General features: G+C 64.2%; 1 protein-coding gene. It reads left to right on the forward strand.

Going from position 1 to position 299, the window contains the following annotated elements; genetic code table 11:
- Nucleotides 1–37 precede the first annotated feature (37 nt).
- The coding region (locus EN852_RS39015; RefSeq protein WP_281407866.1) for a cytochrome c peroxidase at nt 38–299 on the forward strand (262 nt) is incomplete at its 3' end.

The raw sequence follows: 299 nt of genomic DNA on the forward strand, positions 1-299 counted from the left end.
GCCTCCTTACTTCCCGGCAGAATTCAGGATGGCACCGATGACGATGGGAAGATGGAAAAGCCAGACGCTCGTCCTTGCAGCGACCTCGTTGGTCGGCTTCACCGCGCCCGCAAACACCACGGAGCCTTCCGGTCTCCATCCCGGCCCGATGACACGCCAGGAGGCCTATGCGCGCGCCGAGGCATTGACCGTGCTCGGGCGAAAAATGTTCTTCGACCCTGCCCTTTCGGGCTCGGGCAAGCAGGCCTGCTCGTCCTGCCATGATCCAAACCACGCCTTCGGACCGGCCTCGGCCTCGC

This window comes from Mesorhizobium sp. M2E.F.Ca.ET.209.01.1.1 (assembly GCF_004010375.2).
In the GTDB taxonomy this organism is placed as follows: domain Bacteria; phylum Pseudomonadota; class Alphaproteobacteria; order Rhizobiales; family Rhizobiaceae; genus Mesorhizobium.